Annotated in this window: 23 protein-coding genes; 7 read left to right on the top strand and 16 right to left on the bottom strand. The window is 62.8% G+C overall.

What is annotated here, in order from left to right:
- Nucleotides 1-89 precede the first annotated feature (89 nt).
- The 3 genes from lptB to ACFCU0_RS07330 form a co-directional block, all read right to left on the bottom strand.
- Nucleotides 90-818 carry an LPS export ABC transporter ATP-binding protein gene (gene lptB, locus ACFCU0_RS07340; RefSeq protein WP_434973039.1) on the bottom strand — a complete coding sequence of 243 codons (729 nt, stop codon included), beginning with the start codon at nucleotides 816-818 and terminating at the stop codon, nucleotides 90-92.
- Nucleotides 819-913: 95 nt separating this feature from the next.
- Entirely contained in the window at nucleotides 914-2,950 is a 2,037-nt protein-coding gene (locus ACFCU0_RS07335; protein ID WP_434973015.1) for an OstA-like protein, read from the bottom strand.
- A gap of 59 nt (nucleotides 2,951-3,009) precedes the next feature.
- Nucleotides 3,010-3,876 carry a hypothetical protein gene (locus ACFCU0_RS07330; RefSeq protein WP_434973014.1) on the bottom strand — a complete coding sequence of 289 codons (867 nt, stop codon included), beginning with the start codon at nucleotides 3,874-3,876 and terminating at the stop codon, nucleotides 3,010-3,012.
- Between the two features lie 561 nt (nucleotides 3,877-4,437).
- On the opposite strand from ACFCU0_RS07330, the gene ACFCU0_RS07325 reads away from it, so the two are divergent.
- From ACFCU0_RS07325 to ACFCU0_RS07310, 4 genes are all read left to right on the top strand, one after another.
- On the top strand, nucleotides 4,438-4,776 hold the full coding sequence (locus tag ACFCU0_RS07325) for an STAS domain-containing protein (RefSeq protein WP_434973013.1): 339 nt from the start codon (nucleotides 4,438-4,440) through the stop codon (nucleotides 4,774-4,776).
- A gap of 53 nt (nucleotides 4,777-4,829) precedes the next feature.
- Nucleotides 4,830-5,402, top strand: a complete 573-nt coding sequence (locus tag ACFCU0_RS07320; protein WP_434973012.1) for an ATP-binding protein — start codon at nucleotides 4,830-4,832, stop codon at nucleotides 5,400-5,402.
- Nucleotides 5,381-6,490: a PP2C family protein-serine/threonine phosphatase gene (locus tag ACFCU0_RS07315; protein ID WP_434973011.1), complete on the top strand. Its 1,110-nt coding sequence runs from the start codon at nucleotides 5,381-5,383 to the stop codon at nucleotides 6,488-6,490. Before ACFCU0_RS07320 ends, ACFCU0_RS07315 begins: the two co-directional genes overlap by 22 nt.
- An 84-nt stretch (nucleotides 6,491-6,574) precedes the next feature.
- Nucleotides 6,575-7,546 carry a fasciclin domain-containing protein gene (locus tag ACFCU0_RS07310; RefSeq protein WP_434973010.1) on the top strand — a complete coding sequence of 324 codons (972 nt, stop codon included), beginning with the start codon at nucleotides 6,575-6,577 and terminating at the stop codon, nucleotides 7,544-7,546.
- A 113-nt stretch (nucleotides 7,547-7,659) separates the two neighbouring features.
- On the opposite strand, the gene ACFCU0_RS07305 is transcribed toward ACFCU0_RS07310, so the two are convergent.
- The 5 genes from ACFCU0_RS07305 to menH form a co-directional block, all read right to left on the bottom strand.
- Nucleotides 7,660-8,256, bottom strand: coding sequence for a GNAT family N-acetyltransferase (locus ACFCU0_RS07305; RefSeq protein ID WP_434973009.1), 597 nt, complete (start codon nucleotides 8,254-8,256; stop codon nucleotides 7,660-7,662).
- A 299-nt stretch (nucleotides 8,257-8,555) separates the two neighbouring features.
- Nucleotides 8,556-10,016: an o-succinylbenzoate--CoA ligase gene (gene menE / locus ACFCU0_RS07300; RefSeq protein ID WP_434973008.1), complete on the bottom strand. Its 1,461-nt coding sequence runs from the start codon at nucleotides 10,014-10,016 to the stop codon at nucleotides 8,556-8,558.
- A 47-nt stretch (nucleotides 10,017-10,063) separates the two neighbouring features.
- Nucleotides 10,064-11,146 carry an o-succinylbenzoate synthase gene (gene menC, locus ACFCU0_RS07295; protein ID WP_434973007.1) on the bottom strand — a complete coding sequence of 361 codons (1,083 nt, stop codon included), beginning with the start codon at nucleotides 11,144-11,146 and terminating at the stop codon, nucleotides 10,064-10,066.
- A gap of 60 nt (nucleotides 11,147-11,206) precedes the next feature.
- A complete protein-coding gene (locus ACFCU0_RS07290; RefSeq protein WP_434973006.1) occupies nucleotides 11,207-12,097 on the bottom strand; it encodes a 1,4-dihydroxy-2-naphthoate polyprenyltransferase in 891 nt (296 codons plus the stop codon).
- Nucleotides 12,098-12,124: 27 nt separating this feature from the next.
- A complete protein-coding gene (gene menH / locus ACFCU0_RS07285; RefSeq protein WP_434973005.1) occupies nucleotides 12,125-12,904 on the bottom strand; it encodes a 2-succinyl-6-hydroxy-2,4-cyclohexadiene-1-carboxylate synthase in 780 nt (259 codons plus the stop codon).
- A gap of 449 nt (nucleotides 12,905-13,353) precedes the next feature.
- On the opposite strand from menH, the gene ACFCU0_RS07280 reads away from it, so the two are divergent.
- Nucleotides 13,354-14,121: an MBL fold metallo-hydrolase gene (locus ACFCU0_RS07280; protein ID WP_434973004.1), complete on the top strand. Its 768-nt coding sequence runs from the start codon at nucleotides 13,354-13,356 to the stop codon at nucleotides 14,119-14,121.
- A 35-nt stretch (nucleotides 14,122-14,156) separates the two neighbouring features.
- On the opposite strand, the gene menD is transcribed toward ACFCU0_RS07280, so the two are convergent.
- The 4 genes from menD to ACFCU0_RS07260 all read right to left on the bottom strand — a co-directional run bounded on the left by menD (nucleotide 14,157) and on the right by ACFCU0_RS07260 (nucleotide 18,888).
- Nucleotides 14,157-15,953 (bottom strand): 2-succinyl-5-enolpyruvyl-6-hydroxy-3-cyclohexene-1-carboxylic-acid synthase, encoded by a 1,797-nt coding sequence (menD, locus tag ACFCU0_RS07275; RefSeq protein WP_434973003.1) that lies wholly within the window; start codon nucleotides 15,951-15,953, stop codon nucleotides 14,157-14,159.
- A gap of 96 nt (nucleotides 15,954-16,049) precedes the next feature.
- On the bottom strand, nucleotides 16,050-17,462 hold the full coding sequence (locus tag ACFCU0_RS07270) for an isochorismate synthase (RefSeq protein WP_434973002.1): 1,413 nt from the start codon (nucleotides 17,460-17,462) through the stop codon (nucleotides 16,050-16,052).
- 46 nt (nucleotides 17,463-17,508) lie between these two features.
- A complete protein-coding gene (locus ACFCU0_RS07265) occupies nucleotides 17,509-18,168 on the bottom strand; it encodes a histidine phosphatase family protein (RefSeq protein ID WP_434973001.1) in 660 nt (219 codons plus the stop codon).
- Nucleotides 18,169-18,216: 48 nt separating this feature from the next.
- Complete coding sequence (locus tag ACFCU0_RS07260; RefSeq protein ID WP_434973000.1) at nucleotides 18,217-18,888, bottom strand: hypothetical protein; 672 nt, start codon at nucleotides 18,886-18,888, stop codon at nucleotides 18,217-18,219.
- Between the two features lie 292 nt (nucleotides 18,889-19,180).
- On the opposite strand from ACFCU0_RS07260, the gene ACFCU0_RS07255 reads away from it, so the two are divergent.
- Nucleotides 19,181-19,642, top strand: a complete 462-nt coding sequence (locus ACFCU0_RS07255; protein ID WP_434972999.1) for a CBS domain-containing protein — start codon at nucleotides 19,181-19,183, stop codon at nucleotides 19,640-19,642.
- Nucleotides 19,643-19,649: 7 nt separating this feature from the next.
- On the opposite strand, the gene ACFCU0_RS07250 is transcribed toward ACFCU0_RS07255, so the two are convergent.
- The 3 genes from ACFCU0_RS07250 to ACFCU0_RS07240 form a co-directional block, all read right to left on the bottom strand.
- Complete coding sequence (locus tag ACFCU0_RS07250; protein ID WP_434972998.1) at nucleotides 19,650-20,384, bottom strand: DUF4230 domain-containing protein; 735 nt, start codon at nucleotides 20,382-20,384, stop codon at nucleotides 19,650-19,652.
- 55 nt (nucleotides 20,385-20,439) lie between these two features.
- On the bottom strand, nucleotides 20,440-21,501 hold the full coding sequence (locus ACFCU0_RS07245) for an EamA family transporter (RefSeq protein WP_434972997.1): 1,062 nt from the start codon (nucleotides 21,499-21,501) through the stop codon (nucleotides 20,440-20,442).
- 95 nt (nucleotides 21,502-21,596) lie between these two features.
- Nucleotides 21,597-22,604, bottom strand: a complete 1,008-nt coding sequence (locus ACFCU0_RS07240) for a CdaR family protein (protein ID WP_434972996.1) — start codon at nucleotides 22,602-22,604, stop codon at nucleotides 21,597-21,599.
- Nucleotides 22,605-22,864: 260 nt separating this feature from the next.
- Between ACFCU0_RS07240 and ACFCU0_RS07235 the strand changes: the two genes are divergently transcribed.
- Nucleotides 22,865-24,409 (top strand): flippase, encoded by a 1,545-nt coding sequence (locus ACFCU0_RS07235; protein ID WP_434972995.1) that lies wholly within the window; start codon nucleotides 22,865-22,867, stop codon nucleotides 24,407-24,409.
- Nucleotides 24,410-24,413: 4 nt separating this feature from the next.
- Here the strand turns inward: ACFCU0_RS07235 and ACFCU0_RS07230 are convergent.
- On the bottom strand, nucleotides 24,414-24,920 hold a 507-nt coding region (locus ACFCU0_RS07230), incomplete at its 5' end, for a sulfotransferase (RefSeq protein ID WP_434972994.1).

The raw sequence follows: 24,920 nt of genomic DNA, 5'->3' as shown, positions 1-24,920 counted from the left end.
GATGCGCATGGCGTTAAAACGTATCGTTCCGATATTCCTGAATTAAATCTTGCAAAAGGCCCAATCTGAAGCAATTCGGCGCGAGGGCACTAGTACCGTTCGAGCGAAAATTTTTCCCCGAGATACCGTTTCCGCACTTCCGGATCCGCAGCCAGTTCTTCGGCTGTTCCCGCCTTCAGGATGTCGCCCTCGTAGAGGAGGTACGCCCGGTCGGTGATTGCCAGCGTCTCGTGGACGTTGTGGTCAGTGATGAGAACGCCAATGCCCCGTTCCTTCAGTCCGGCGACGATCGACTGGATGTCTTCTACCGCGATTGGATCGACGCCGGCGAAGGGCTCGTCGAGGAGGAAGAATTGCGGGCGCGTGGCGAGGGCGCGCGCGATTTCCGTACGACGGCGCTCGCCGCCTGAAAGCGCGTATCCCTTCGAGTCGCGAACCCGGTCGAGTCCGAACTCGCGGATGAGTGACTCCACGCGGGCTACGCGCTCTTCGGAGGTGATAGGCTGGAATTCGAGCACGGCGTGCAGGTTGTCTTCGACACTTAGCTCACGAAAGACGCTCGTCTCCTGAGCCAGATATCCCACGCCCCGCCGGGCGCGCTTGTACATCGGCAGCCGCGTTACATCGTCTCCGTCGAGCAGGATACGGCCCGCGTTCGGCCGAATCATCCCGACAATCATGTGGAACGTCGTGGTCTTTCCGGCCCCATTTGGCCCAAGCAGGCCGACGATCTCCCCCTGCTGAACCCGAAGGCTGACGTCCTTGACGACCGCACGCTTATTGTACCGCTTCGTGAGATGCTCGGCGGCCAGGACGATCGGATCGTCCGGTACAGATCGCTGGGCGACGGTGTGATCCGGCGCCTCGGTTCCGGAGGATACAGAATCACTCATACGGAGGATGCACGGTCGTGCTATCGAAGAGGGGGCTTCGGGGTCGAATCAGGGCGGCGCGAACGTGGCCGCTCGCGTCGTGGCGCATCAACGGTCTCGTCGCTTGAATCCGACCGCCCGGCTCTGGATCCGTCGCCGGACGGGGTTCGGCGACCTGTACCAGGTGTCTCCGTGGACCCGGCACCTGCAGCGAGGCTGTCGGTTCGCGGCGACGCGGGATCCGTTGGGGATCGCTCCGTGTCCGGTTCAAGTCGGCGGCGGACACGATCATCGTCCAGGAACATGCGCCGCGTGGGGCGCCGATCCGGGACCCACATGAAGCCGTCGAGCCGGAAGGGGTCAGGGACAATCGCCTGCTTGTAGTAGGTGGTTTCCGTGCCGCCCAGCACACTCACACGCTCGACTTGCTCGTCGACAAACCGCAGAACGATGCGGTCCGCACTCGTTCGTGCGGCCCCGTTCTCAGATCCGTCTCGACCGGTCATAAAGCGAATGGCGCGAGCGTTCGGGCGGGCAATGATTTGCCGCAACGAGTCGTGCCGGAAAACGGCGGTGATGAGGCGTCCTTTCAACTGTTGGATACGGCCACTTACGCTATCCTCCTGCGCGGCGAAAGCATTCGATCGTACGTAGACGGTGTCGACCGAGCGATTGCGTACAACAACACGGATGGTGTCCCCCGATACCTGCGACCCATCAAACCATGCGAGGGGCGCACGATAGAGCCTCGTCTCCTCGAGCGACGGGACATCATCGTCCGTTCCGTTTAGGAAGCGATCATAAACGACCGAGTCGGCGACCGCGGACAGGTCGGGCTGCCAAATCCGAACGGAGTCGATCGCCACCATGCGCCGGAGCGTGTCCGACCGCTGCGCGTTCAGCCGGTGCGACCGGACCAGAAGCGTATCGGTCGGGCTGCCAGCGCTGTCGGTTCGCACCTGTAGCAGCAGCGCACGGCCGGTCACGCGGCTCGTCTTGCGCTCTTCGTCGTTCCGGGCTTCGTCGCCCCAGAGGAGCGTTTGTTCGCCGGCATCGGCTGGATTCGCCCGATCGGCCGACGGTTCGTCTCCCGGTTCGGGCGCCATGCGGCCGTCGTTCCGGGCTCGAATCTCCAACGAATCATAGCCCACGTCTCGTTCGGCGGCGTCGTCGGCGCTCGGGTTCCGGTCGATGAACACGTTGCCGCGAGCCTCCGTCCGCTTCTCGTTTCGGTAGTACACGACGGTGTCCGCCTCCATGTACGTCTCCGGGTCGCGGACGCGGACGTTGCCGAAGAAGTCTGCCCTCTGCGCGTCGGACAAATACACGCCAGATTCCGCGCGGAGGGTTTTGTCGTCATCCACGAGAAGCACGGAATCGGGAAAGACCGATCGCTTCTCGTCCGCGTAGTAGATCGCGCGACTGGAATAGACGTCGACATCACCATCCGATAGGTGAACGCGGCCGAAGGCACGGCCGACTTTCGATGGGCGATCGTACCGAACGGTCGCGGCGCGTAGCGTATCACCCCGCTCGTAAATGACGACATTCCCCCGGAAGAGAAACTCGTCGCTTTCCAGGTATCGGACCGCCTCTTGCGAGCGAAGCCGCGTACTGTCCTGTCGCACGAAGACATTCCCGAAGAGCTCCTGCAATCGATCGCCCTCGTCGCTTTCCCGGGCAGACAGCGAATCGGCGCGCACACGGACACGGTCGGACTCCGCGCGGCTCTGCTGTTCGCCCGACGGAATTGTATCCTGCGGCGTGAGGCGGCGTAGAGAGTCGTTCGACGGTCGAGAATCACCGGCGGTGTCCGGCAGCGCAGGAGCCGGCACGAGCGTATCCCCCCCCTCGACAGACGCCGAGTCTTGGAGGGCAAGCGAGTCCGGTGGATCGATCTCCGAGCTTTCGGCCGCGGTGTCGGCAACGAGTGTGTCCGCAGCACGTCCCTCCACGTCGGGCCCCTCCGGTGCCGTCGACTGGAACGCAGCGCAGCCGGACAGCAGGGCAAGCCACAACCCGACGGAGGCACCGGCTACCCACTTGCGCAGACGCATAACCTGGGAAGTATGAGACATACGAGCGGGTACAGAACCGGGCCGTGGAAAAGGAAGATGGGGCGAGCGTTCGGTCGCTGCTATCGTGCGTCGGTTGTGTCCGCAGTCGCAGCTTCATCTTGAGGCGGCGTTGCGGGAGGCGATGGTTCCAACGGGGAGGCGTCCGGTTGCGTATCGCTGGAGGACCCGTCGCCGGACGCCTCGTCGTCGACATCCACGTCCGCCGTGAAGCGCCCGATCTGATACGTGTCAAGGTTTTCATCCGCAACGAGACCGTTCCCCTGAACGTCCTCGGTTGGCGTCACGATCCGGACGAACCGACGCGTTCGCAGTTTCCGTGTGTTCTGGTTCCACGTGAGTTGTTCGGTACTCAGCCGTTTTCGATCGACCGTGTAGACCTCGACATCACCGAACGCTTCGAACCGCCCCTCCTCCGCAAAGTACAGCATGCGCTCCGCCGTGATCACCGCCGACGAGTCGCCCTCTTCAAACACGTACGCAACGACTCGATCCGATGGGAGAGATCGGCCGCGGAAGCCGGGCAGGGAATCGCGCGGTGGGTCGGCTTCATCGGCCACCCTGTTCACCCACGAAGACGGACCATTGGGGGACAGCCCATCGGCTTCTGTCGTTACGGTATCGATCGGGAGCTCGCCGTCGATGGTGAACTCGATATATGTACTGTCCTCCGTTTCGAAATGAGCCATCCGATCCGCAACGAAATGGGCGCGGCGCAGACCGTTCTCCTGGATGCCGAGGCGGACGTCCCAACTTACCTGACCCGGGCCGGCGTCGGCCGAATCGGCGGCAAGGGCCGCAGAAACGTCACGCTCCCGGCGTTCGCAGCCCACGACCAGGCTCAAGACCAGGATCACGACGCCCACGGCGCACACGATGCTGAGCGGTCGTTGAAACCACAAGTAGGCCGCCAATGGGAGACGTGCCATAACGGGCACGGAGGTTGTGGTTGGTATCAGCACGAAAACACGCAGGAATCACGTACGGAGCGGATTGAAGCATTTATCCGCCCCAATCGCGCACCGACTACGTGTTGTTGAGACGATCGTACGCGGTGCCGTAAACATCATCGCGGCAGTTGTCACGAAAAGCATCACGCGGCCTGTTTCGTGTTCAAACACATGAGCAGCGTACGACGCCCCGTTGAACCCTCGTTTCCCCAGCACGTTTGCCGAATCTACGAATAAATCCGTGGAATCGGTGCACGGACGGTCTCACGCTTCGTTCGGGGCATTGCGTTCGCCCGAATTCTTTCCGACGTTGTGCGACAGCAAACAGAGTGTGCCGGCCGGGACCCGGACGGGTGTGCGACGTGCCCCTCGTACCGAGTCGGATCGCAGCCGCTTGCCATCCATAGTACGACTCCTGCGCAAACGGATTCCGGCGTTAGATGGCACCTTGAAGCGCCTGCAGGCCCGACCGGTCCGCCGGAAAGCGTCCCGGCGGGTTGCATTCCTTGTCACGCGACGACCTTTACACAATCGATTCATATGGGTTTTACGGTAGAATCTCTCTCTCCGACAACGGTCGTTATCCGGATGGGCGAAGCCCTGGATTTCCGCAACGCCGACGACTTCAAGTCGACCTTTCAGTCGGAGATCGAAAACGGGTCCGTGAATTTCATTCTGGACTTTTCAGATACCGCCGTCCTGGATAGCACCGGTCTGGGCTCGATTTTCTCGCTATATCGCCAGATTTCTCCCGATGACGGACAGGTCGCCTTCGCCGACGTGTCGCGCCCCGTGCAGGTCGTCGTACAGTTGACGCGCACATACAAAGTATTTCGCCAGTTTCCTACCGTCGACGCCGCAGAAGAAGCGTTATCCTAACCGTCGCACGGCCCCATCTGGTTTTCCGGCGGACGTCTCCGCCGAACTGGCGCATGGACAAGCATTCGATTTCTCAACGTTACGACGATCTCGACCGCGCGATTGATGACGTGCGGAACCTGCTCGATGAGTGGCTGGACGAGTTCGGCGAGGATCCGGTCTCGACGTGGCCATCCACCCCCTCCTCCGCCGACCCTCCCGCCGGCAACAGCGTTCCGGACCGCGTAGGAGAGAAACCTGGCGCCCCGGTCGGGAGCGACGATTCGCATCCGTCCGGGCGACCGTCCGTTGTCCGCTACGCACAGGTGGTCCTCCACGAGTGGCTGGCAAACCTGGTGCAGCACGCGGACTTCGACTCGCGCACACCGGTCGTCCACATCCGGATCCGCGCAAGTGACCGGAATATTTCTTGCGCTGTGACCGATAATTCCACCGGCTTCAACCTTTCGGCCCAACTCGTCACTCAACGAAAGGAAGCTCGAGCGCTCCCAGAGCGCGGAATGGGCCTCCGAATCATCAATGCCTGCACCGGTCAGTGCTCATACCGCCCGACCGATTGCGGGCGGTACCGTTTCGAATTTTCCATCCCCGTCGATCACGAACCATGGCTGAGCATGCTATTCTGATCGTTGAGGACGACAGCACCGTACGCGAGTTGCTGAAGTACCGCCTCAACAAAAAGTATGACGTGGCGACGGCAGCGAACGGTGAGGAAGCCCTCGAACAGATCGAAGAAAAGACGCCGCACCTGATCATCTCGGACATCATGATGCCGAAGATGGACGGGTTCGCCCTGCAAAAAAAGCTACAGGCCGATAAAAACACGCGCGTCATCCCCTTTATCTTCCTTACGGCGCGGGCCGATGAACCCACCCGCCGTCAGGGCGCGCGCACAGGCGTCGACGATTACATCACGAAGCCCTTCGACATGGAGCAGCTCCTGAACCGCATCGAGCGGCTCCTGGAGCGCATGCAGGTCTTTCAGACCCAGCTGGACGCGGAGATCGGCCGGGACTTTTCGAATCGGCTGCTCCCGAAAAGTATGCCGGAGGTGGACGGATACCGCATCTTCTTCCACTCCGAGGCTCGAGAACAGGGCGGTGGCGATCTTTTCGACTGGACGCAGGTCGACGACGGTACCTACTTCATCACCATCGGCGACGTGATGGGAAAAGGCATCCGCGCGAAGTTCTATGCGTTCAGCTTTCTCAGCTACGTGCGCGCCACGCTGCACACCCTGCTGCAGGAATCCACCTCGCCGGCGAACATCATGTCGCGTATCAATGAGATGCTGCTGACGGATGAGGTGCTGGAAGACACGTTTGCGTCTTTTCTGATCCTGAACTGGGATCCAGCCGATCACTCCGTCACGTACGCGAATGCCGGACACTGTCGGCCGGTCCTGATCACGCCAGAAGGCGCCTCGGTCGCGGAACACAGCGACCTCATCCTCGGCCTCGAGGCCGATGCCAGCTTCCGCGACGAGACGATCGATCTCGCTCCGGGAAATGCGCTTATGGCCTATACCGACGGCCTCCTGGAGCACCCGGTCGACGGCACGGAGGTTCTCGGCGAGGAGGGCATTCTCGAGATTGCCGAGCAAACCCTCGACACGGACGACCCGATCGACGCCCTTTTGGACGCTGCGCTCGAGCGCGGAGACGACGCCTTCCACGACGATGTACTCGTCTACTGGATGCAGCGTGAGGCGTAACGCGGCTGCCTCCCTGCACGCCCATCTGTAACGCCACAGAGTGGCACTGGACGGCCGCTTCCTCCGCCCCGCCTGCTCCTGACCATGACTCGATCCTCCACGTCCTGGCGCGCTTTCGTGTTCGCGCTTCTGATGGGCGGCCTCCTCCTCACCGCGTGCGACACGGCCGACCTGTCGTCCCTGCCCGACGAATCGATCATTGATCTGATGCAGGGCGTCCAGGAAATGCGAACGTTCGCGGCTGTCGTCGGGGCGGACTCCGCCCTTGCCGCGTCACTTGCAGAAGACGGCGCGTACACGGTCCTTGTGCCACGGTCCGTCGGCCTCGCGAACCTCCAAACGGACACGCTGATCAACGACCCGCAACTGCGGGCGCGCGTCGCGGATCGGCATGTCATCCCGGGCACGGTTCTCCAGGCCGGCGACATCACCGACGGCATGTCGGTGACGCCGATCGAAGGCACACCCCTCACCTTTTCGACGACGGACGGACTCCGCGTGAATGGGGCTCGCATTGTGACGACGGACGTGCCGGCGTCCAATGGTGTGATCCACATCCTGGATCGCCCGATTCTAGACCGCTTGAACACCGCAGAGCGCATCCTGATCGAAAGCGACCTTCAGGTCCTGGAAACGAGTCTCGATCTGTCGGAAGGCCCGCTCCAGGCACGCCTGCGGGATGATAATGTGAACCAGACCGTCTTTGCCCCGACAAATGACGCGTTCGCTGCCGTTGTGGACACCAACGGGGACGGGTCCGTCAGTGAGGCCGAGCTGGGCCAGGTGGACCTGGACCGCGTGCTTCTCTATCACGTCCTCCCAGATCGGGTCCTGGCGCAACAGATTCCGCTATCATCCACCGAGTACGAGACGCTTCTGGGCCCGAACGTGCAGGCCGTTCGGAATGCCGAAAGCGGGAGCGTCACCGTCGGCGGCAGCGTGAACCGTCCAACGGCAACTGTCACGCGAGCCGATCTGCGGTCGCGAAATGGTGTTGTCCACGTGATCGACAGCCTGCTGGTCCCGCCGGCAAACGGGTCCGGGGACCAGAAGTGATACGAAACGAAAAACGGACCGGCTCCGCCTGCATATCTGTGGCAGGTGGAACCGGTCCGTATGCGTTCGGTCGCTGTGAACGCAACCAGGAGGATGCAACCGTCGCGGTTGTGTCAGGCTGCCTCCTCCAGGCTTTTCGAGTATTCCATCTGACGGTGTTCTCCCTCCAGCATAGCAAAGCTCACCTTGTCGTAGTACTCTCCTTCCCGGTAGAGGTAATCACGGGCAACGCCCTCCCGCTGAAAGCCCATGCCCTGTACGAGGTCCCTCCAGGCCGTGTTGTACTCAAACGTCTCCGCGCTGACCCGGTGCAGCTGGAGGTGGTCAAAGCAGAACTCGAGCAAGAGTGCCATCGACTCACGGCCATACCCCTTCCCCCAGAACTCCCGGTCGCCGATGGTGATGCCGATGAGTCCGTGGCGGTTGTGCTCGCTTATCCGTGCGACGTAGGCGATCCCGATCAGTGTACCGTCGGCGTGAATCTCGAAGTCCCGATGGGACGACGACGGGTTCTCGCACATCTTCTCGAACCGTTTCTTGAACTGCCCGAACGTTTCTTTTTCGTAGGGAATCTCACTGTCGAGCCGATTTAGCTCGGGATCGTTGTTCCACCGGAAGTGGGTGTAGATGTTATCCATCTGCAGCGGGGTAAACCGGACGCGGCCGCGTTCCAACGGGGCGACATCGCGGGCGGTGACAAGTGTACTCATAGATTTGGAAGCGCTTCCGATCATGGGCGTGTCAGAGGTTTATACCAGCTGGTGCGTCCGCCGGCGTGTACCGCGTCGACGGTCCCGCCAGTAAGGCGACGACGTCCAAAAGGTATCCCCTGTGTAGGTGGGACGGGTAAGGCTTTCTGTGGTTCGGATGGTCGCCTCCGTTTGTGTATATGGGGGAAGGTTCGGCGCAGAGGGATACACGGACGGACTTGTTGCTCCCCGTGATAATGCCGCGTCCTCCCCTCGGAGTTTTTCCGACATACACGCAGTACCAGGCGGCCCGGCAGGACTTATTCATTTCGCAACTTACGTGCCGCCTCCCGAAGCAGGTCGTAGTCTACCTTCATGCGCCCGTCCACGGCCGCGTCTGGCATACGATGAATGGCATCCGGTACTTTGTACCCGGCGAGGGCCTGGCGCAGCTCGACGAAGAGGTCCCTCACCTCCGCGTCCGGTCTCCACTGGACAAAGGCGACCGGTCGCTCACCAAACGTCTCGTCTTCGATGGCCACGACGGCGGCGCGCCCGATCCCGTCGCACCGTGCAAGTTCGGCTTCGATCTCTTCGGGGTGGACGTTCTCGCCTCCCGAGACAAACATCCGATCCGCGCGCCCGGTCACATGCAGGCGGTTCTGTTCGTCCAGGAAGCCAACGTCCCCGGTGTCGAACCAGCCGTCCCCCGTTCGGGCGTCGCGGAGCCGTCCCGCCGCCCCCTCCGTTGCTACGTACCCCGAAAACAGGGTCTTCCCGCGGACCTGGATTCTCTCATCCACGATCCGGAGGTCGCGATGTGGGAGCACCTGCCCGGACGTTGTCAGCGTGTCTCGATCGGCCCCGGAGGATGTCGTCGTGATCTGCGAGCTCATCTCCGTGCTGCCGTAACTGGTGTGCACCGGCCATCCCCGATCAACGGCCCGGTCCAACAGGCCGGGCGGTATGGCGCTACCCCCGAGAAGGAGGGCTTTGACATGGGCGATGGCGTCCGGTGCTCGCTCCAGGAGCCGACCGAGTTGGGTGGCGACGAGCGATGCGTGCGTCGGTCGAAGCGTCTGGATCGACTCGGCGACGGAGTGACCGCCATCTGGCACCGCCACGGAGGCCCCGCCCATCGCGGACCGGAACAAAATGGCCAGGCCGCCGACGTGATACAGGGGGAGCGACGCAAGCCAGCAGTCGCCCACTGCGACGGGGATATTTTCCGCTGATCCGCGGGCACTGTAGACGTGGTTGCCGAGGGTGTGCACGGCGATCTTCGACTGGCCGCTGCTCCCGGAGGTCGACACAGCAGTGGCACGGGCATCGAGGGGAAGTCGCCTCGGGCGCATCGTCGGGTCCGCGACCGGCGTAGCCAAGTCCTCCGGGGATTCAGTAATCGCTGCGAGGCGCGCGGTACGGAGCCCGGCGTCCCGTGCCTGCGTCATCACCTCTTCGTCGCGTCCGATGAACAGGTGCGCGCCGGCCCGGCGTGCCGTGGTCACCCGTTGGGCGGTCGGGTCCCGCAGGTTGAGCGGCGCCGCGATCGCCCCAACGCGCCAGACGGCCCAGAGAAGGGCGATCGAACGCGGATCACGGACGGCTTCGAGCGCGACCACCGATCCGGGGCGGCACCCGGCGGACAGCAGCCGGCCTTCCACAACCTGCGTCCACGCATCGAGTTCGGCATACGTCCAATGACCGGACGGCGTCCGGAGCGCTTCGCGTCCGGGGGAAGCGGTTGCGGTGACGATGAGCGGATCGTCGAGGTGAGACATCGTAAAGCGTCAGGGCGGTCAAGAGAATGCATGAGTCCGGGCGTCCATTACAGATCCGACGGAAGGGCCTCCCAGAGTGCTGAGACATGGATTGACGGGCCGCCGATGGGAAGACGTGCCTCGACGACGTCCCGGCTCAGACGCTGGTAGGTGTCGAGACCGGCGGGTATGGGGCGGGTCCCGATGGCGGTGGCGAGAGCGGCCAGCCCAGCCAGACCGATGCCGGATTCGTACGCGGAGGTGATAACCAGGTCGACTCCGGCCGATGCCACCTCGCGGGCAAGATCAAGCGTGCGGTAAAACCCCAGGAGTGACGGCTTGATGACGAAGGCGGCCGCGAACGTCTGTCGGGCCAGTTCTTCAACAGAGAGCTCACGGGTCGTCTCATCCAGAGCAACAGGCACACCCGTTTTTCCGGCCCAGCGTCGTAGATCGGAGGCCTCCGTAAGCGGTTCTTCGATGTAGGCGATCGGGGTGTCGTTTAGCGCCGCGACGAAGCCCTCCGCATCTGCACGACTCCAGGCGCGGTTTGCGTCGAGACGAATGTCCACGTCGCCGCCCCAGACACCGTGCAGGTGACGAACGGCCGCCGCCTCTTCCGCCGGATCGTGTCGCCCGACCTTGATCTTGACCGCACGGTAGCCGTACTCACCGACGTCCAGGTCGACGCCAGCGGCGACGATCTCATCCGGTGTCCCCGTCAGCAAGGCATTCAGAGGCACGCGGTCGCGGGCGGTTTCGCTGAGCCACTTGGACAGCGGCACCCCGGCATGCCGCGCGATCGCTGTCGTGAGTGCCTGTTCGAGCCCGAATTGTGCAGACGGGCACTCTCCCGCATCCTCCGCGATGACGCGATCGAGGTCGCGCAGCGATGGCGACGCCGGGAGCTCCCGGCCCACTAGATTCGGGATCTGCGCCTCGACCGCTTCCCGTGCGTCGGACAGGGATTCACGGCTGAAGTGCGGCAGGGGGGCGATGTCGCCCAGACCCGAGGTGTGCGCTGAGCCCTGCCGCATCCGGACCCGCACGAGGCACCCTTTTCGAACGCTCAAGCGGAATCCGCCGAGGTCGACAGGGGATGTTAGCGGGAGGACGTACGGGTGGAGCGTGACGGATTCGATGACAGCCATAGGATGAAGCGATCCACGGATGGGCGAGGTGGACAGGGCCGCACGCATCGTCGCTCCTGTTTACACGTTCCAACCGACCGAGAACAGGACGGCCCACAGCACGAGCAGGCGGCCCGTCGCACCGAGCAACGGGTTGAGCGCCTCCGGTTGCGTCGTCGAACGGAGCGTTCGAATCGAACCGAGCCCCGGCGCGAGAATGAGCAATGTCATCATTGCCCACGGATGACTCCCGTTCAACAGGTACAGAACGACCGGTACGACGGCGGCGGCTGTCAGGCACACGGTGTAGAACGCAACGCCGGCAGACCGGCCCAGACGGACGACAAGCGTTCGCTTCCGAGCCGAGCGATCCCCCTCCACATCCCGGATGTTGTTTACCAGCAGGATCGCAACGGCCAGGAGGCCGGGCCCCGCTCCCGCGAGGATGACCTCATGGCTGATCGTCAGCATTTGCACGTAGTACGTCCCGCCGACGGCCACAGGGCCGAAAAAGAGGAAAACGAAGAAGTCCGCCATCCCCATATACGCCAGGGAATACCGCCCCCCTGTGTACCAGACGGCAGACACGATGGACGCAACGCCGATGGCAAGTATGGGCCATCCCCCGCGCCAGATGAGATAGCCGCCGGCCAGGACCGCGCCGGCGAACACGCCAATGGTAGCAGCACGCATCGTCTCGGGTTCGACCAGGCCTGCTTGCGTCACGCGCTGCGGACCGACCCGGTCGTCGGTGTCCGTGCCCTTCAGGAAGTCGTTATAGTCGTTATGGTAATTGACACCGACCTGAATCAGGATTGCACTCAGTAGGGCTAGAACGGCAGACATTGGATGCAATCCGCCGGCTTCCATTGCCATCGCCGTACCGACGACCACCGGAGCGACGGCCGCGCCGAGTGTTTGGGGGCGGGCAGCCTGTACCCAGGTGGACGGTCCGGCAGTGAGGGTCGACATCGGCGACGCAGATCGTAAACGGGGCGTTTAGCTTGTGGAGTGAAACCGGACGAGTTGCGACAGGAAGGCCTGTGGCCGCTCCGCATGCACGTTGTGCCCGGCATCCGGAAAAATCACCGTCTCCATACGTCGCGACCCGATCGCCATGAAGCGAGAGATCTCGACGTACTTTTCGTCCAGTTCGCCTGTGCACGCGAGCGTTGGTATATCCAGATCCTTCAGCCGTTCCCAAAGAGATGGTTGCGCACCGACGCTCAGCCCGACGAGGGCGCGAGCCAGTTCGTCCGGGTCATTTGAGGACCGCTTTTCGATCATCGTCTGCACGAGGTCATGTCGATCGAGCGACTCGAAGAGGGGAATTCGGTACCAATCTTCGAGAAATGCAGGAAAGTCGTCACGAATGCGGCGGGCGCGTTCTGCGTCGACATCCCGGCGTGACGCCCGATCCGCGGAGGAGGTGAGCCCGGGCGACGACGACTCCAGAACGAGCGATCGGACTCGCTCGGGGTGATGGACGGCGAAGTACAGCGCCGCACGCCCTCCCATGGAATATCCGACGAGATGGCACTGCTGAACGCCCGCGTCGTCGAGAACATCGGCGAGCGCCTGTGTCGCTCCTTCCATCGTATACTCATACCCCGGTCGCCGTACGGACCGGCCGTGCCCCGGAAGGTCGACAGCGATGCAGTAAGCGTTCGATGAGAGCGCATCCGTAATCTGGGTCCAGTCAGACGTGCTACCCATGAAGCCATGGAGGAAGCAGGTGGGAGGCTGGTTCGCAGTACCTGTCGTCGTGTAGTACAGCATGTACAAGAGTTTATTCGGGAACGGGTGATGCAGAGCCCGCAAAGAGGCTCTGGGACCACGACGGCACATCGTCGAATCCGCATGGGGCCGCTTCTACGGTGCGGGTGTCCGGCAATCTGGCATCGTCCCCTTCCAACCGAATTCCACATCCCCGTCGGTCCGGCGCGGGGGGACACCACGACGGGGAACTTCGTAACATGACCGTTTCTGCCGAGCTTGGTTATCAATAACGGAGGATCATACGTTAACCCCTGTCATCCCTGTTCTGCTCCCAACCTGCTCAAAAGATGCTTTCTCGCCGAAGATTCCTTCGAATTGCCGGGGGTATACTGGCTGCATCCACGGTCAAATACCCATCTTTTGCCACGGCTCGGACACTTTCTGGAACGATCACAGAACTACGTCGCGGTGTCGGCACCTACGTGGATCGCGGCGGAACGATCGGATGGATGCTCCGCGACGACGCACTGGCCATCGTAGACACGCAGTACCCGCAAACGGCGGACGCTACGACGGCCGCCTTCGAATCACATGCGGAGAAGTCATCGACACCCCTGATCGACCTGCTCATCAATACGCACCATCACGGCGATCATACGGGCGGGAATGCGAAGTTACTCGACCGGTCGAATCGCTCGGTCGCGCATGCCGAATGTGTTCGGCTTCAGCGGGTCACGGCAGAGGATGGCGCAACTCCCGCTACGGCCGCGACGACCTTCGACGACGCCTGGTCCACGGATCTCGCCGATGAGACGATCTCCCTGAACCACGATGGTCCAGCCCACACCGGTGGCGACGCCACGATCTTTTTCGAGAACGCAAATGTCGTTCACACGGGCGACCTCGTATTCAACCGCGTCATCCCGTTTATCGATGTCGACGGAGGCGCCCTGGTGGAAAACTGGATCACGACGCTGGAGACACTCCACGACCGCTACGACGACGATACGCTTTTTATCTTCGGACACGGGCATCCGGACCACGGACTCACCGGGTCTCGTGCGGGACTGCATCGGATGCGAGACTACCTCACGGCCCTGGATGAGTTCGTTCGGGCGAAGCGCGCGAACGGTGTGACCGTGGAGGAAATGAAAAAGGAGACCAATCTGCCCGGATTCGAGGCGTACTCGTCGGAGGACTGGCCCCTGCCTCTGGCGCAAAACCTGGAAGCCGTCTACCGGGAGCAAACCGGTGACACGCCGGCAACCGCCTCCTGATGCAGAGGCCCGGCCCGTTCCCCTCCATGAGGGATTTATTCGGGTCGCAGATCGGCCACCGCCTCGGCGCACGCCGCGTCGAGCCGGTCGTGAATGTGCCGGTTTTTGGCGCGATCTGTCACCACCTCCAGGACGGTCGACTCTCCGGCTTCTTCTGCCCGCTTGCAGGCACGCCCGTACGCCCGCACGAATTCGGACGATGTTTGAGCACGGACGCACTTAATGTCAAATCCAGCGGCCACACGGTCGAAATGGACGGGTTGAGGCGTCGCAAAATACGGCTCGAACACATCTTCGTGCTCCGCGATGGGCAAGAAGTGGAAGATGCCGCCGCCGTTGTTGTTGATGAGGACGGCTACGACCGGGTGGTGCTGCAGCAAAGCGAGCGATGACAGGTCGTGGAGCGAGGCGAGGTCACCGATCAGCAAGGTCGTCGGCGCCTCGCGACCGATCGAACATCCGGCTGCCGTCGCGAACGTGCCGTCAATGCCGCTCGCCCCTCGGTTCGAGAATACCAGGACCGGTGATCCTGTGGTCTCGGCGTACCGGTTGGCATCCCGGACGGGCATGCTGCTCGCCAGCACCAGCGCATGAGACGAGGGGATCTCGCGGGACAGCAGCCGCGCCACGGCGGGTTCGGATAGTTCAGACGTCCCGTTGTGGGTCAGATGCCGTGTCAACACGTCCGCAACGACACGATCTGCGCGCGTCCATCGCGTCGTCCAGGACGAACGGCGTGACGCCGAAGTGACGGCATCGATAAAGTGCCGGCAAAAAGAGATTGGAGCCGCCTCGATGTGGTGGGTGACGTAGTAATCCGGATCGATTCTGGACGGGTCGGGACGAACCACCGCGTACATATCGGGCACGGCGTCCCGCAGTAGATGCCGGAGCCGCTTTGAGACGAACCGCCCGCCAATGTGCAGCACGACGTCCGGATGCCAGTCGCTGCCTCTCCCCGCTCCCGCCAGCACGGCGTCGAAATGAGCGATGCGCGCGATCTCCGGGTCGGATCCCAGGCGGAGCTGCGACGTGATGTCGGGGAGCACGGGCCAGTCGAGGTGCCTCGCGAGGCATCGAACAGCATCTGCCTCCTCTGGCGTATCCAGGCGCCCTGCCACAATCAATCCCCGTTCTACCGAACCCGCCTGTTCTGCCAGCCTTCTCGCAGCGTCGGGCGCAACCGACAATGCCGACGGAGCCCGGCGGGTGAACGGTTCGCCGGAACCTGCCCACCGCCGGATCCGGTCGGAAACACCCGGCGTGGCGCCCTTCGTGACGGGCTCAAGCGGCTTGCGAAAGGCGGCGTTTACGTGAACGGGGCCGCGCGGAAGGCGATGCGCATGATGGACCGCTTCGTCCAGCTTGGCGAGCACCGCAGCGAGCGGAATCTCGGAGGTCGGCGGGGGAAGATCGACGAAATGACGAGGATAAGATCCGAAGATCCGCGTCTGATCGATCGTCTGGTTGGCACCGGATCCACGGAGTTCGGGCGGGCGGTCGGCCGTCAGGCAGATCATGGGAACGCCATCCATAGAGGCCTCAACGACAGCAGGCAGGCCGTTGGCGACGGCAGTCCCGCTTGTCGTAATCCATGCAGCCGCTCGACCGGTCGAGCGACCATACCCGAGTGCGGCGAACGCGGTGCCCCGTTCATCCACATGGACGATGACCCGGGTATCCGGATGTTGCGCTACTGAAATGGTAAGCGGCGTGGACCGCGAGCCCGGCGCGACAAAAAATGTGTCTACACCCGTTCGGACGAGTTCTTCGATCAGGCTTCGAGCCCACAGATAGGTCGTGCTGGCGGCATGAAGCGGAGAGTCGGGCAACGTAAGGGCGGGCGGAAACAGTGATGGGCGTGTGAGATGTCGGCAGTCAGCACGATCCCCCGATCGCGCGAAATCAGCGCGGGCAAGGACGACCGATTAATCGACGAGGCTCAGGAAGTTGCCGATTTTCTGTTCGATCTCATCCCACTCGGCTTCGGGACGTGACCCCCTCACGATACCCGCCCCCGAGTACAGGTCCATCGTGGCATTGCGGATTCTCGCGGATCGGATCGCGACGGCGAACTCAGCACGGTCACGCCCCATCCATCCGACCGGCCCGGCGTACCACCCCCGATCGAAGCCTTCGAGACGCCGAATCTCTTCGAGAGCCTCGTTCGTCGGCACTCCGCCGACGGCAGGCGTCGGATGGAGCGCCAGAAGGAGCTCTGGGGTAGATACCTGGTCGTGCAATGTGCCCTGCACACGCGTCCAGATGTGTCGCCCTCCCGTGAGCCTCATCTCTGTGCGACGGTCTGGCGTGTCCAGATTCGTACAGAAATGGGTAAGGGTGTCGCGAATCGCGTCTTCGACGTACGCGTGCTCGCGGCGGTCTTTTTCACTGGCCAGGAGCTCATCGCGAAGTGCCCGATCAGCAGTCGTCGTTCGGGCACGCGACCGCGTCCCTGCAACAGCCTCGCTGTACACCTGGTTGTTCGACCGGAAGAACAGCCGCTCGGGGGAGGCCCCGACGAAGGCCGCTTCGCCATCGAACGCAAAAGAAAAGTGGAAACAGTTCGGCGTTGCACCTGCAAGGTGCCGAAGAACCGAATATGGGTCGAGCGACGCGTCGTGCTCGAGGGACGCACGGCGGGCCATCACGACTTTTTCGACCGTTTCTACGTCGATAGTCTGCAGCACGCCACGAATGGTCGACATCCAGTTGTCCCGCGTCGGAACGTCGTGGCGTGCTATGGGCGTGGAAAGCTCTACATGTGATACATCGGCGCCCGGAAGCACGAGGTCTGCGAGGTCGTCGAGCACCTCATCGATCTGACGCACATCGGCCGGTCCCACCAGATTGCATGCGAGCCGGGTATCCGAACCGGTCCGGACAAGTTCGAAGCGCGGCAGGACGAACCGGTACGTTCCGAACGCAGACCATCCGTCGTCCGGGTACGCTGCCGCGGCCGGTTGGTGTGCGTCGAACCGCATGCCGCCGTAGTAACGGCTGGCGTCCGGGATGTCCGCCGTGCGAGGTGATATGGCCTCGGTGAATCGGTCGGTGTCAACGGGGACCGTGCTGCTGCTGATTTCCTCCGCAACACCGACGGCTGCAACCGACGTCATCGATCCCCGCCCCGACCAGAAGACGCTCGCTCCCAGTTCGTTCGAGCGCAGGAACGCCGCCACGTCGATGGACGCGCGCACCGGAACGTCCACACGTTTCACGGTCCGATGACCGTTGACACCCTGGATGGCGGCACGGATCCGACGCGCCAGTGCGGAACGAGCCGCATCCGCGCCGTCGATTTCCGTCGTCGAAACAGCTCGCAAGTCGGATTTCTGCATGATGGAGGGTCGAACGATAAGAAAAAACGCCCGCGGTCGGTGCGGCTCAGGAAACGGGTTGCAGATGCGCGGTACAGTTGAGAATGTCCGCCGTAAAGAGGTCTCCGTTGAAGACGATCCGATTCACGCAGGTGTTGTCATGCCCGAGCGAAGCCATGTGCGATAGATCGTAGCCGTCACAGATCGACGATAGCAGGACGCGGAGAAAGCGTCCGTGCGTGATCGTCAGCACGGTCTGACCGGGAGCCGTATTCACGATCTGTCGCGCAGCACGGATGGCGCGGGACTGGACGTCGAGGATGGACTCGCCGCCCGGCACGGCGTGCCCGTAATGACCGTCGCTCCACTTCGCCTTGATGTGCTCCAGCTTCCGGTTGCGCTCATCCGAGGGAGGTGCACCTTCCATTCGCCCCCAGGACATTTCATTTAGATCATCCAGTTCGCGGCGGGCAACACCCGACAGATGCGACGCCACAATTTCTGCCGTCTGCCGAGCGCGAGTCAGCGTGCTCGAATACAGCGCATCGACGGGGTCGGCTGCAAACCGTTGACCTAAGAGATCGGCCTGACGGCGTCCGGTGTCGTTGAGGATGCTATCGATACCGCTCCCCTGCACGATCCCCTTCCGGTTGTACTCCGTCTCGCCGTGTCGGGCAAAATAAAGAACGGTGGTATCCGCATCTGTTGAAATCGTGATCCGCTGCATCCGGAAGAGAGGCCAGTGGAAGGAAAGCGATGAGAGGGTGCGTCATCGTCACGATGACGCATCACCGGAGTCACCCCAGCGAGACATCATCTCCGATGCCATCTCGTCGAGCTGTGGAATCGGCAGACGGCGGTTGAGGGCCGCGCGGATGAGAAACGCACGCAGGACCTGATCCGGTAGCGGCAGCACGTAGATAGCGCGCCGGGCCGGACGGGTCACGAACCGAACGCTCTTGTCAACAAGACGAAAGCGCAGCAGCACGAACCCTGTCAGCGCCACCACCGTGGCACCATGCGCACCGCCGGCTGCGAGTGCACTCAGAACCAGCACGTAATACAGGCCCTGCACGAACACATTCTCCAGCCACCCGAACACTCGGGCACCGACCTCGCTCACGAGGGACGGCCCGACAAGCGTCCACGCAACATGCGCCAACACTGTCGCGGCCACCGCCCATGTGGGCGACAGCCACCAGAGCAGGGCGGGCAGGAGCCAGAGGGCCAGCGTTCGCGGGGAATGAAGCCACGTCGAGGCCCATTCGATCAAGGTCTCGATGGACACAGCCTCTATCACGTCCCCGGCATAGGCATTCAGATCCGCCTCCGTCACGTGAAACCAGATCCCGTGCTCCGTAAACAGGCCTCGTGGCGTGTCCACGTACGAGGTCGGCTCCGGCTCAGCCGGGCGCTCCGCTTCCGGCGACGGTGGGGATTCGGTCATGAGAAAGGGGTAGCCCCGGATAAATAGGTTCGTGGGCACTCGCTTTTCGTCGTTGTCACGTACCCAGAACGACACGGGCAGTTTCAGTATTTTTTGAAAGATCCATTCCGGGCACCGTCGCTACGGACCAGCCCATGTCGGTTGGCGAGTCAATGATGACGAAACCGGCACGGTCGGCCGCCAATCGCACATTCTCGTAATCGACCGGGCCCCTGTCCGTCGACGGGAAACGCCACACTGGGCTGCCGGTCCGAGCGAATACACCAGCTTACCGAACGAAGTCGCACATGCTATGGCACTCGAAAGACCTATTTCAGAATTCCTGGACCGGACCGGTGTGATCGTCTACACCGCACCGGAGACGCCGGTGCAGCAGGCAGCGGAGACGATGTCTCAGCACAACATCGGGTCCCTTCTCATTATGGAGGACCACGAGAGCCTGGTTGGCATTTTCTCCGAGCGCGACCTTCTCAATCGCGTTGTCAGTGAGGGACGCGATCCGACCGCGACGCCGGTGCGCGATGTCATGACGGATGACGTCATCGTAGTATCCGACGAGACGTCCCGCGGCGAGGCCCTCCGGATCATGCAGGACAACCACATCCGCCATCTTCCGGTCGCCAACGACGAAACGCTATACGGCATTATTTCCTTGCGGGATATCCTGCAGTTCGAGAAGGAAATGCAGGAGCAAGAGATCAAGCAGCTGCGGCAGATGGTGTACGACAAGCCGTATCCTGCCTACCCCGGATGATGCGCCCCTACAGCGTGTCCCGACCCGCGGGAAGCGTCTCTGGCGGCCCCGAGGGCGACAGCACCAGGTCGCCGCCGATGCGGAAACGGAACTCCGGATCCTCGATGCCGGCGGATTGCAGGGCCGGCGTCAGCATCGCCTGAAGCGCTCTTGCTGTATTGACTCGCGGCTGGGTGGAGGATGCGAGCCGGGCCTCCGCCTGCCGTCGCAGCGTAGCTTCGACCCGTGACAGGGCGTCTCGGCGCACCTGATCCTGCATGTCGCCTGTGAACATCTTCATCCAGCCGCGCGACGAGGTTTCCACCTCCAACTGCGACAGGTCGGGCTCGACACTCTGAACGGCGAGGTCTGGGATCGACACGCTGACGACGCCGTCTTCGATCGTTATCATTTCCGGCTTCAGCGTCTGCACATCGAAGCCGTACGATACACTCCCGGGGATGCGCAGCCGGACCGACGCCGTCCCCATCGTGAAGGGCAGTAGCTCCGGCTGCGTTACCTGCAGCATGGTCGTGACCCACGAAGGCGTCATCGTTGAAGTAGAGTCGACGTCAATCGTCGTCCGGAGCCCGAGCGTCCCCGTCACGAGAATGGATCGGGGAGATTCCTCCTGAATCGTCGTCACGACCGTTCGCTTCACCGTCGCCTCCGACGGTCCTCCCAGCCACCAGACGAAAACGGCACTGATCAGAATGCCGGCGAGGATGCCACCGATGACGGCACGTCGCTGTTGAGAAGTCAAGGATCCGTTCGAGGGTCGATGTCAGGTCAGCGGAGAGGGGTTGCGCATTCCGATGCTATCCCGCGGTCGTTGTGAACGAAAGCACGGCCTGAACGCCGGCGATTAGGTCAACGTCGGAAAGGAGAATCAACCCGACAATCGCCAGGCCAAGTCCCCACAGGTTGGTCCGAGAAAGGCGCTCCTGCCAGAAGGCCACGCCGAGGATGGCAGCCAGGACGACGATCGAGATATTGTTGACGGGGAAAACGACGGTCCCGGGAAGCTGCTCCAGCGCGCGAAGCAGAAATTCCAGGGACCCGTAATTGATCACGCCCAGTCCGATGCCCCACACCCACGTATCGCGTCCCGGCCATTGTCCCGTTCGAAAACCCTTCTGCAGGACGTAAACGAGTCCAATGAGAAAGGAGATACCGAACGCCAGCAGCAAGAACAGGAACCGGCTGTTATCGGCGCCAAAGCTCTCCTGAAATGTCTTCATCGTGATATCGACAGCGCCCCCGGAAAGGAAAAGGATGAAAAGGGTCCCAAGGACACGGGCGCTGGGTTCCGGGACTTCGAGTCCGGCGGAATCCTCCACTGCCGTCGCCGCCTCTCCGTGGCGTGCTGGAGCCGTTTGCACACGATTCGAGGCAGTTTCTTCGGCCCCGGCCGCAATCGGCTCCCGCGTCGCCGCCGCCCGCGATGCATCGGTCGACGCCTCCTTCTGGCTCGCGATCAGGAAGAACGACACACCCGCGCAGGTCATGCCGGCCATCTGTAGGACGGAGGGCTCCTCTGCCCAGATGAGCCAGGAGGCGAGAAACGGAATCACGACGGAGACGCGCATCACGCCGATGGACAGTCCCATCCCTGCGATGTCCGTTGCGACGGACAGCATGAAGAACCCGAAGATCAGCAGCGCACCCGTTCCTACGCCCAGCAAGAGCAGGGGCATCGAGAGCGCCAGGCCGCTCGCTGCGCCCCTCCCTCCCATCGCAATCAGCACGCCGGCTACCCCGACCGCCGCAGCATAATTGATGGTTAACAGCGCCGTTCGATCAAGTTGACGCCGCCCCGCCACCTTGAAGATCATTCCGATCGAAACGCTACAGAGAACGGCGAGGCACAGGAAAAGCATGCAGAAACAGAAGGTCGCAGGGTAGAAGGGGCATGTTCGGGAGCAAGAATCAGATCGCCCCCGGGAGACGCGGTCTCATACAGCGGGCGAGCTCTTCACTCTCCCGTCACGAAGGTATAGTAGCGAAGCCGCTGGGGCGACGGCTTCGGATCACGGATCTGCAGATCGGACGGGACCGTGATCTCCGGCTCAACGAAGCCCGACGTGTCGGACCGAATTTCTTCGTACGAGACCGTCGCGAAGAAGCCGGGAGCGGTCTTGGCCTTGAACGTGTGCTCGAACAGTACGCGGTACTTCACCGTCACCACGGACGGTTCGAGGGCAACCAGATTCTGGTCGGACGGGACCCCGCTTACCTCGACGTCTACGCGTAGCGAGTCCTCGGTAAAGCGACCCGCCCGTGCCTCTGCTGTTACGGTGGAAATGCTTTTTTCAAGCAACTGATCGAGGGTGTCAGAGAGCGACACCTGCACCCGGATGGAATCTCGAACGTCGCGTAGCGTTTGCGACTCCGTCGACCACATGGAGAAGGACTCGACGATGGACTCGGCACCGGAGATCGTCACGGAATCCGGTCGCAGCCGGACGGGTCCAAGCATTTCGTAGGACGGCGGAAGGTCCAGGGTCAGGCGCGACCGAACCGGGAGACGCCGTTCTATGCGCGGCTCGGTGGGAACGCGAATCTCGCGGGGCGACACGCTCACGACCTCCACGTTCTGGGGCTCGGGAAGCGTCAGGGCTCCGCGCACATCGATGGATTCTTCGGAGACATCGAGAGGGACCGTCGGCGGGTCGATGTGCATCTTGATCAGGGCGAATCCCTGCCCTTTAAGCTCGACGCGAACGGTTTCGGGCGGCAGGTCGGTCATCGCCCGGGTCGACGGCAAGTTTACGACCGACGTTGGCGCGTCCAGTACAACCGTTCGCTGCTCATCCAGGGTCAGCGTAAGCCACAGCGTCGCTGCAATGAGCAGGCAGATCGCAATCACAACGCTTCGCTGCGGGTCGTCCGGCGACGACTGACCGTCTGTGGACGTCTGAAACACTTTCCGCAGGCGTTCCCAGAAAATCGGTCCTTGTGAGCCGGTATCGGTGGAGGGCACGTTGGGGACGACAGGTGAACGAAACGAGCAAAAATGAAACCGGCGCAGCCGTCAGCCGGAATCATGCCTTGCACGCGGGCTTCTTCGTCTGGTTCGCTCGTCTGCCCGCGTTCGGTCGCCACGGCGCCGAACAGTCGGTGAAGGCGTGATCGTCTGCCTGCGAGCCGTTGATCTTACCCTGCATGCCTTCGTACCATGGGCGGTAGCATGGATTCGCGTGCGGTATCCTCGGTTGTCTCCTCCCCCAATCTTCGCCTGGTGTGGATCTCGAAAAACTGACCCGCCGTGTTGCCAGGGGGAGCGGAATCGTCTTTGCCGGTCAGGTCGCCGGGAAAATCATCGGCGTCTGCCTGCAGGTGGTACTGAGCCGCGGTCTCGGACCGCTGCTCTACGGCACGTACACGCTCGCCGTAAGTGTGATGAAGATTCTAAGGGAGGTCGGTACCCTTGGCCTGCACGGCGGTGTCGTGCGCTTCAGCGCGGAGGCCCAGGCCAAGGGCAACCAGGCCCGGGTCAAGGGAACGCTTACAGCCAGTCTCGGCATCGGCATCGTCGCCTCCGCGGCCCTCGCGCTGTCGCTCTACGCCGCTAGCGACTGGTTGGCCACCACGGCCTTCTCGGATGCCGGATTGGAGCCGGTGCTTCGAGCCTTTGCCGCCGCCCTCCCCTTCTACACGCTCACGTTCCTGGCCTCCCGCGCCGCCCGCGGACTCCAGGTCATGACCGCAGACGTAGCGGTTGGGACTGTCGCGCAGCCGCTGGTCAATCTCATCGCGGTCAGCATCGCGTTTCTCCTGGGATGGGCGCTCGACGGGGCCGTCGCGGCATTCGTGCTATCCACTGGGGTCAGCGCCGGCATCGGGCTCTACGTGGTCTTCCGGATCGCACCAGTCCTCCTCGACCGCGACGTCATCGCCTCCTATGACCTCGGCGAGCTGGTCGGCTACTCCCTCCCCGTCATGGGCGTGACGCTCACGGCGCTCTTCGTCGACCAGGCCGACCGCATCATGATCGGACTGCTGGCCTCCTCGGCGGATGTCGGAATCTACAACGTCGCGGCCCTTCTTGCCACGCAGGTGCGATTCATGCTGACGAGCGTGAGCGCCGCCTTTACGCCGCTGATCTCCGACCTGTACCATACAGGCCGGCGAAACGACCTGCGCACGCTGTTTCAGACGACGACCCGGTGGATCGTCACGCTCTCGATGCCGCTCGGGCTCATCCTGATTCTGTTTCCGGAGCCGCTTCTCTGGCTCTTCGGCGCCGACTTTCTCGCCGGAGCACCGGTCGTGATGGTCCTCGCCATCAGCTCTCTCTTAAACGCAGCCGTCGGAACGATCGGCCTGATGCTTCAGATGAGCGATCACGAGCGACTTGTGCTGATCGACAACGTCCTCCTCGCCGTCGTCAACGTCGGCCTGAACCTGTGGCTGATCCCGATCTATGGAACCGTGGGAGCTGCCGTCGCGACGGCGGTGTCCGTGACGTCGATCAACGTGGTGCAGTATGCTCAGCTCCGCCACCTGCTCGGCATCACTCCCTTCAGCCTTGCTTACCTTCGACCGCTCGCCGCCGGCCTCGGAGCCGGTCTCCTCGGCTGGGGCGTCGGCGCTGCTCTCGAGCCGTGGTTCCTGCACGGGGTGGCGGGGATGCTGGTCACCGGCGTGGCCTACATCGGCGTGCTGCTATGGATCGGACTTCCCGAAAAAGACTGGGAGATCATGGCTCCCTTTCTGAAACGCACAGGCCTTCTCCGGCTGATCCCGGGAGCCGAGGAGGCTGAGAACCACGATCCGTCGGCCTGACGGATCATGCATCGGTATCCGAGCGCCAGCCCTTCTTGCGCGCGCGGCGACGCACGACGATGCCGAGCGACCGTGCCGCCGTGGCAAGCGCGTCCGCCCAGAACCCGGCATCGAGCGCCACCGGTGGGGTTGGATACCCGAACGCATGCATGGCGTCACGGCAGATCGCCTGCAGTACCCACCGCTGCGCCGGGGCGAGCGTCCCGCGCCACTTCTCCGTGTTCGACGGATCCACCGGGCGACGCGCGTTCCGTTTCCATGGCTCCGCGCTCAGGGCCGCATCGGCCCGTTCGTGAAACGAGAGCATCGCCGGGTTGAAGTCGACCGCGAGGAGCCTGCAGATGCGACGAAGCTCACGCTCAGGGTGCCGAAGCAGATCCTCGTACCGAAGGTCATGGAACCGGTCGCCGTACGCCGACCGGTAGCGCTCAACACGGCGGGCATACGTTCGCCACGTCCAGGCGGTCTCGACAATCGTGTCCCGGTTCCACGGCATCGGCTGCTGCGAAAG

The organism is Longibacter sp. (assembly GCF_051155795.1).
Classification (GTDB): domain Bacteria; phylum Bacteroidota; class Rhodothermia; order Rhodothermales; family Salinibacteraceae; genus Longibacter.
This window is presented reverse-complemented; position numbering and strand designations above follow the sequence as displayed.

Bases quoted from the DNA above. Each gene is read 5' to 3' on its own strand.
- ACFCU0_RS07335 (WP_434973015.1), bottom strand. From the start codon at position 2,950: ATGTCTCATACTTCCCAGGTTATGCGTCTGCGCAAGTGGGTAGCCGGT.
- ACFCU0_RS07330 (WP_434973014.1), bottom strand. From the start codon at position 3,876: ATGGCACGTCTCCCATTGGCGGCCTACTTGTGGTTTCAACGACCGCTC.
- ACFCU0_RS07325 (WP_434973013.1), top strand. From the start codon at position 4,438: ATGGGTTTTACGGTAGAATCTCTCTCTCCGACAACGGTCGTTATCCGG.
- ACFCU0_RS07320 (WP_434973012.1), top strand. From the start codon at position 4,830: ATGGACAAGCATTCGATTTCTCAACGTTACGACGATCTCGACCGCGCG.
- ACFCU0_RS07315 (WP_434973011.1), top strand. From the start codon at position 5,381: ATGGCTGAGCATGCTATTCTGATCGTTGAGGACGACAGCACCGTACGC.
- ACFCU0_RS07310 (WP_434973010.1), top strand. From the start codon at position 6,575: ATGACTCGATCCTCCACGTCCTGGCGCGCTTTCGTGTTCGCGCTTCTG.
- ACFCU0_RS07305 (WP_434973009.1), bottom strand. From the start codon at position 8,256: ATGAGTACACTTGTCACCGCCCGCGATGTCGCCCCGTTGGAACGCGGC.
- menE (WP_434973008.1), bottom strand. From the start codon at position 10,016: ATGTCTCACCTCGACGATCCGCTCATCGTCACCGCAACCGCTTCCCCC.
- menC (WP_434973007.1), bottom strand. From the start codon at position 11,146: ATGGCTGTCATCGAATCCGTCACGCTCCACCCGTACGTCCTCCCGCTA.
- ACFCU0_RS07290 (WP_434973006.1), bottom strand. From the start codon at position 12,097: ATGTCGACCCTCACTGCCGGACCGTCCACCTGGGTACAGGCTGCCCGC.
- menH (WP_434973005.1), bottom strand. From the start codon at position 12,904: ATGCTGTACTACACGACGACAGGTACTGCGAACCAGCCTCCCACCTGC.
- ACFCU0_RS07280 (WP_434973004.1), top strand. From the start codon at position 13,354: ATGCTCCGCGACGACGCACTGGCCATCGTAGACACGCAGTACCCGCAA.
- ACFCU0_RS07270 (WP_434973002.1), bottom strand. From the start codon at position 17,462: ATGCAGAAATCCGACTTGCGAGCTGTTTCGACGACGGAAATCGACGGC.
- ACFCU0_RS07265 (WP_434973001.1), bottom strand. From the start codon at position 18,168: ATGCAGCGGATCACGATTTCAACAGATGCGGATACCACCGTTCTTTAT.
- ACFCU0_RS07260 (WP_434973000.1), bottom strand. From the start codon at position 18,888: ATGACCGAATCCCCACCGTCGCCGGAAGCGGAGCGCCCGGCTGAGCCG.
- ACFCU0_RS07255 (WP_434972999.1), top strand. From the start codon at position 19,181: ATGGCACTCGAAAGACCTATTTCAGAATTCCTGGACCGGACCGGTGTG.
- ACFCU0_RS07245 (WP_434972997.1), bottom strand. From the start codon at position 21,501: ATGCTTTTCCTGTGCCTCGCCGTTCTCTGTAGCGTTTCGATCGGAATG.